This is a genomic window from uncultured Merdimmobilis sp. (genome assembly GCF_902471145.1).
Lineage (GTDB): Bacteria > Bacillota > Clostridia > Oscillospirales > Ruminococcaceae > Merdimmobilis > Merdimmobilis hominis.
In genome coordinates, this window is the sequence record NZ_CABRJC010000031.1 from 1 (window position 1) to 5,916 (window position 5,916).

At 57.7% G+C, this 5,916-nt stretch carries 6 protein-coding genes; all 6 read left to right on the forward strand.

Features of this window, described 5'->3' with window-relative positions:
* The first annotated feature begins 279 nt into the window (after positions 1–279).
* Positions 280–615 (forward strand): PadR family transcriptional regulator, encoded by a 336-nt coding sequence (locus RDQ42_RS09900; protein WP_231358334.1) that lies wholly within the window; start codon positions 280–282, stop codon positions 613–615.
* Positions 616–669: 54 nt separating this feature from the next.
* Entirely contained in the window at positions 670–1,110 is a 441-nt protein-coding gene (locus RDQ42_RS09905; protein WP_054332211.1) for an NfeD family protein, read from the forward strand.
* A gap of 149 nt (positions 1,111–1,259) precedes the next feature.
* A complete protein-coding gene (locus RDQ42_RS09910) occupies positions 1,260–2,186 on the forward strand; it encodes an SPFH domain-containing protein (protein ID WP_054332212.1) in 927 nt (308 codons plus the stop codon).
* 494 nt (positions 2,187–2,680) lie between these two features.
* Positions 2,681–3,175 carry a 5-(carboxyamino)imidazole ribonucleotide mutase gene (gene purE / locus RDQ42_RS09915; RefSeq protein WP_071428329.1) on the forward strand — a complete coding sequence of 165 codons (495 nt, stop codon included), beginning with the start codon at positions 2,681–2,683 and terminating at the stop codon, positions 3,173–3,175.
* A 99-nt stretch (positions 3,176–3,274) separates the two neighbouring features.
* Positions 3,275–4,693, forward strand: a complete 1,419-nt coding sequence (gene purF, locus RDQ42_RS09920) for an amidophosphoribosyltransferase (RefSeq protein ID WP_071428330.1) — start codon at positions 3,275–3,277, stop codon at positions 4,691–4,693.
* Positions 4,694–4,803: 110 nt separating this feature from the next.
* A complete protein-coding gene (gene purM / locus RDQ42_RS09925; RefSeq protein WP_195254536.1) occupies positions 4,804–5,841 on the forward strand; it encodes a phosphoribosylformylglycinamidine cyclo-ligase in 1,038 nt (345 codons plus the stop codon).
* Positions 5,842–5,916 lie beyond the last annotated feature (75 nt).

Here is a 5,916-nt window from a genome sequence, read left to right on the forward strand (position 1 = left end):
TTTCTTTCAAAAAAAAAAGGGAGCGCGGGGTGCAGGGGTGCGTAACGCCCTGCATAACCTTGGGGATTTGGGGGCGTGCAGCGCTCCATAAATCCCAATACCAAGACGGAATCTTGAATAAGGGCCGGGTGCAGGGCGGAGCGCCTGCATGGAGGCCCCTTGCTCCTGTGCGGCTGTGCTGCCGGTCAAAAACAGATTGACACCGGGCCCGCGACATGGTATAGTGAAAACAAATATATCGAGTAACGATATAGAATAGGCGAGAAGGAGGGATTCACTATGGCAGAGATAGAGCGGCTGATCAAAAGCTATCTTCCCATGTCTGAAGCAAGCTTTTTGCTGCTGTTCTGCCTGCAGCAGGAGAACCACGGCTATGGCATCATGCAGCAGGTGCAGGAGTTGACCGAGAGCAGGGTTGCTATGGGCGCTGGCACAGTGTACACAATCCTTTATAAGATGGAGAACGACGGCCTCATCGAGGTGACCCGCACCTTTGAGCGCCGCAAACTGTATAAAATCACCCCCGTAGGGGAGGCAATCTTGGAAAAGGAAACCGAACGAATCCGCCAGTTGGCGCGGATTGCCGACCAACGGGAACTGGTGGGCGCCCAATAAACCGGCGGCGCAGCCGATAGAACGCCGCCTTGGATTGAGAGGAGTAATGAGGATATGGATGCATTGCAATGGATGCCCTTTGTTTGGCTGCTGATGGCGGTCCTGCTTGGGATCCTGGAGGCGGCCACCATCCAACTGGTGGCAATTTGGTTTGCCATTGGCAGCGTGGCGGCAGTTCCTGCGGCGTTGATGGGGCTTTCCTTTTTCTGGCAGGTTGTGGTGTTCCTGGCGGTATCGCTGTTCTGCCTGGTGCTGACCCGCCCGCTGATGAAAAAATTCCTGCGGGTGCGCCCCACCCGCACCAATGCGGACAGCTTGGTCGGCATGATCGGCGTGGTGGTGGAGGAAATTGACAACGATCGGGCCCAAGGCCGGGTCTATGTCAACGGGTTGGATTGGTCCGCCCGCAGCGAAGAGGGAGAAATACTTGAAAAAGGAGAAAAAGTCTTGATAAAAGCCATCGAAGGAGTTAAAGTATTGGTGGAGCGGATTTAACACTTTTTGCAAACTGGTCCTTGGAGGGATGGTTCTTTTCCGGGAAGAAAAAGCCCGCCTCCTCCTGGCGTGGGACGCATTGGCTTTCGAAAACCGTTCCGGTATCTGCCGGTGACAATAGAGATCAATTTTTAGGAGGTACTCAATTTATGCCGTATGTACTATTGCTGTTGTTCCTGATTTTAATGGTCATGGTAGTGCTCAACATCAAAATTGTCCCCCAAGCCACCGTGTTCGTTGTGGAGCGGATGGGCGCTTATCAGGCCACTTGGGAGACCGGCGTCCACTTCACCATCCCCTTTGTGGACCGGGTGGCCAAAAAAGTCTCCTTGAAGGAGCAGGTGGTAGACTTCAACCCCCAACCAGTGATCACCAAGGATAATGTCACCATGCAGATTGACACGGTGGTGTTCTACCAGATCACCGACGCCAAGCTGTTTGCCTACGGTGTGGAGCGCCCCATCGCCGCCATTGAACACCTGACTGCCACCACCCTGCGGAATATCATCGGCGAGCTGGAATTGGATAACACCTTGACTTCCCGCGACGTGATCAACACCAAGATCACCGCCACTTTGGATGTGGCCACCGACAAATGGGGCATCAAAGTCAACCGGGTGGAGCTGAAAAACATCATCCCGCCCCGGGAGATTCAGGACGCGATGGAGCGCCAGATGAAAGCCGAGCGGGAAAAGAGAGAATCGGTGCTGCGCGCGGAAGGTGAGAAGCGCAGCCAGATCCTGGTGGCCGAAGGCGAGAAGGAATCGGCAATCCTGCGGGCAGAGGCTGTGCGGGAACAGAAGATCCGGGAGGCCCAAGGTGAGGCGGAGGCCATCATGATGGTCCAGAAGGCCCTGGCGGACAGCATTAAGCTGCTCAATGAGGCCAATCCCTCTTCGGCGGTGTTGACCATCAAGAGCCTGGAAGCCTTCCAGAAGGCGGCTGACGGCAAGGCCACCAAGATCATCATCCCCAGCGAGATCCAGTCCTTGGCCGGTTTGGCCACCTCCTTTAAAGAGGTCATGACCGAGCCCCAGGCCGTGGAGCTGGAGGGGAACAAACCCTCCGAAATGTAGCGCATTTCCCCTAGAAGGGAATCGGCGGCGCAGACCCACCAAAGGGTTTGCGCCGCTTTTTTGTGGGGATGGCCCCCAACCTCATTCAAGATTCCATCTTGCCGCAGGTTTTATGGGGCGCTGCAAACCCCATCGGTAAGAGCGTTTTGCACAAGCATCCGGGGCAGCCCTTGATCGAATTATCTAAATCTTGACCGGTTTTTCCCCAGTATCTATGGGAAGTCACCAATTTTTGCCAGCGCCTGTCAAGGGCGATTGAATTTTGTGGTGGAATAAGGTAAAATGAGGATAGAACGCGGATGGAGGGCTGGCCAATGACTTTCTCAGTTTATGTTGAAGCAGGTCAAAGCAACCAGCCGAATTGCGTCAAAATTTCTTTCGGGGCCGCAGTGCGCGCGGTCGAACTGCATCAAAACAGAATCGGGTAAACCAATCATAAGCTGTGGCCTAATTGTGTCGCAGCTTCTTTTATTTGTTGCATGGAGGGAAAAATCATGAAGAAAAAAGTAGCGGTTATCATGGGGAGCGACAGCGACCTGCCGGTGGTCAAGGGGGCCATTGGCACCTTAAAATCCTTTGGGATTCCGGTGGAAGTCCATGTGATGAGCGCCCACCGCACCCCAGAACAGGCTTGCGCCTTTGCCCGGGATGCCCGGAAAAACGGTTTTGGCGCCATCATTGCGGCCGCGGGGAAGGCAGCCCATCTGGCCGGTGTTTTGGCGGCCCACACCGCCTTGCCGGTGATCGGTATCCCCATCAAATCCTCCACCCTGGATGGGTTGGATGCCCTGCTCGCCACGGTGCAGATGCCCAAGGGCATCCCGGTTGCAACTGTTGCCATCGACGGCGCGGACAATGCGGGCATCCTGGCCGCCCAGATGCTGGCCCTCTCTGACGAGGAGATCGCCGCCCAGCTGGACGCCATGAAAGAAAAAATGACCCAGGATGTACTGGCCAAAGACGCCGCCATCCAAAGCGCAGAATTCTAATTCCCAATTGTGTGACGATGCAGGGGGAACCCCCAAGCCGGCTGCAGGATGGTGCGCCGGCCCACCCTTTTTTAAACAGGAAAGGCAGGAACAAATCCAATGATCGAGAAGCTTCACGAAGAATGCGGCGTGTTCGGCATCTATGACACCACCGGCGGCGATGTGGCGGCCAGCACCTATTTTGCGCTATACGCCTTACAGCACCGGGGCCAGGAGAGCTGCGGCATCGCGGTCAACGACTGCGGGGTCATCTCCTCCTATAAGGACGTGGGCCTGGTGCCGGATGTGTTCACCCGGGATCACCTGGAAAAGGTGGGCTCCGGCCAGATCGCCGTGGGCCATGTGCGGTATTCCACCATCGGCATCCCCACCCGGGAGGATTCCCAGCCCTTGGTGATCCGCCATGTCAAGGGCCCCATGGTGGTGGCCCACAACGGCAACCTGGTCAATGCAGAAGAGCTGAAAGAGGAGCTGGAGCTCAAGGGAGCTATCTTCCACACCAATTCCGATGCGGAGATTATCGCCCATGTGGTCACTGAGGGCCGCTTGGCCACCGACTCCATTGAAAAGGGGATCGAGCTGGCCATGGACCGGCTCAAAGGCGCCTATTCCATGGTGATGATGAGCGCCACCAAGCTGATTGCCGTCCGGGATCCCGAAGGGTTCCGGCCCCTGTGCATCGGCGAGAAGGAGGGCGCCATCATCTTCGCCTCCGAGACCTGCGCCCTGGACAGCTTGGGGGCCAAATACCTGCGGGAAGTGGACCCCGGCGAGATTGTGGTGGTGGATAAGGCCGGTATGCGCTCCATCCGCACCCACTGCAAGGGGAAAGGCCATGTCTGCGTCTTTGAATATGTGTACTTCGCCCGGCCCGACTCGGTGGTCGAGGGGGCCAGCGTCCATGAAGCCCGCCAGCGGGCCGGCGCTTTCCTGGCTTTGGAGAGCCCCGTCCAGGCGGACGTGGTCATCGGTGTGCCGGATTCCGGCCTGGATGCCGCCTTGGGCTTCTCCAAACAGTCCGGCATCCCCTACGGCGTGGGCTTTATCAAAAACCGGTATGTGGGCCGTACTTTCATCCAGCCCACCCAGGCTATGCGGGAAAACGCGGTGCGGATCAAGCTCAACGCCCTCTCCGCAACTGTCAAGGGCAAACGGGTGGTTTTGGTGGACGATTCCATCGTCCGGGGCACCACCAGCGCCCGGATTGTCAAGCTGCTGCGGGAGGCCGGCGCCACCGAAGTCCACATGCGGATCAGCTCCCCGCCCTTTATGCACCCCTGCTTCTTCGGCACCGATGTTGCCAGCCGGGATAAGCTGATCGCCTGCCGCCTCAATTCGGTGGAGGAGATCGCCAAGGAGATCGGGGTGGACAGCCTCGCCTACATGAAGGTGGAGGACATGAAGAAGATCGCCCAGGTGACCACCGGCTGCGACTTCTGCGTGGGCTGCTTCACCGGGGAATACCCCATTGAGACCCCTTATGAAAAACCGGTCTGCAAATACGATCTTAAGATCTAACACAGACGGGAACGGATTTGCTTTTCAGGCTCCTTCCAACAAAACTTCGCGGGGAGGAGCCTTTCTAAAAATAAAACAGCCGGGGCGAAGCGGCGGAATGGAAGATGAATATGAGCAAGAGCTTCAGCGACAGCTACAAAGCAGCAGGTGTAGATGTAACTGCCGGCTACAAGGCCGTGGAGTTGATGAAGGCCCATGTGGCCAAAACCATGACATCCGGCGTGGTCAGCGGGCTGGGCGGCTTTGGCGGCCTGTTTGAACTGGACCTCCAGGGGATCCAGAAACCGGTCCTGGTCTCCGGCACCGACGGTGTGGGCACCAAACTGAAATTGGCCATCCTCCAGGACAAGCACGATACAGTGGGCATTGACTGCGTGGCCATGTGCGTCAACGACGTGGTTTGCTGCGGCGCCAAGCCCCTCTTCTTCCTGGACTATGTGGCGGTGGGCAAAAACATCCCTGAAAAGGTGGCCAACATTGTCTCCGGCGTGGCGGAAGGCTGCGTCCAGTCGGGCTGCGCCCTCATCGGCGGCGAGACTGCGGAGATGCCCGGCTTCTATCCGGAGGATGAATATGACCTGGCCGGCTTTACCGTGGGCGTTGTGGACAAGGATAAGATCCTGGACCCCGCCAAGGTGGAAGCCGGGGATGTGATCATCGGCCTTGCCTCCTCCGGCGTCCATTCCAACGGCTTCTCGCTGGTGCGCAAGGTGTTCGATGTGGAAAATGCCGACCTGGGCGAGTACTATGACGAGCTGGGCTCCACCCTGGGGGAATGCCTCTTGACCCCCACCCGGATCTATGTAAAATCCATCCTCGCCCTGCTGGATGCGGTGCAGGTGAAATCCATCTCCCACATCACCGGCGGCGGTTTCTATGAGAACATCCCCCGCTGCCTGCCCGACGGCAAGCAGGCGGTCATCGACCGGGCCAGTGTGGATGTGCTGCCCATCTTCCAGCTGATCGCCAAAAAAGGCGGCATCAGCGAGCGGGATATGTTCAACACCTTCAACATGGGCGTCGGCATGTGCGTAGTGGTCAAGAAGGAGGATGCCGCCAAAGCGGTGGAAGTCCTCACCGCCTGCGGCGAGAAAGCCAAGGTCATCGGCCGTGTGGAGGACGGCGACCAAGGGGTTGTCATATGCTAAACATCGCAGTGTTTGTCTCCGGCGGGGGGACCAATTTCCAGGCCCTCATCGACGCCCAGAGGGCGGGGAAGTTCC

Coding starts and splice junctions, on each gene's coding strand:
- RDQ42_RS09910 (WP_054332212.1), top strand. CDS start 1,260: ATGCCGTATGTACTATTGCTGTTGTTCCTGATTTTAATGGTCATGGTA.
- RDQ42_RS09905 (WP_054332211.1), top strand. CDS start 670: ATGGATGCATTGCAATGGATGCCCTTTGTTTGGCTGCTGATGGCGGTC.
- RDQ42_RS09900 (WP_231358334.1), top strand. CDS start 280: ATGGCAGAGATAGAGCGGCTGATCAAAAGCTATCTTCCCATGTCTGAA.
- purE (WP_071428329.1), top strand. CDS start 2,681: ATGAAGAAAAAAGTAGCGGTTATCATGGGGAGCGACAGCGACCTGCCG.
- purF (WP_071428330.1), top strand. CDS start 3,275: ATGATCGAGAAGCTTCACGAAGAATGCGGCGTGTTCGGCATCTATGAC.
- purM (WP_195254536.1), top strand. CDS start 4,804: ATGAGCAAGAGCTTCAGCGACAGCTACAAAGCAGCAGGTGTAGATGTA.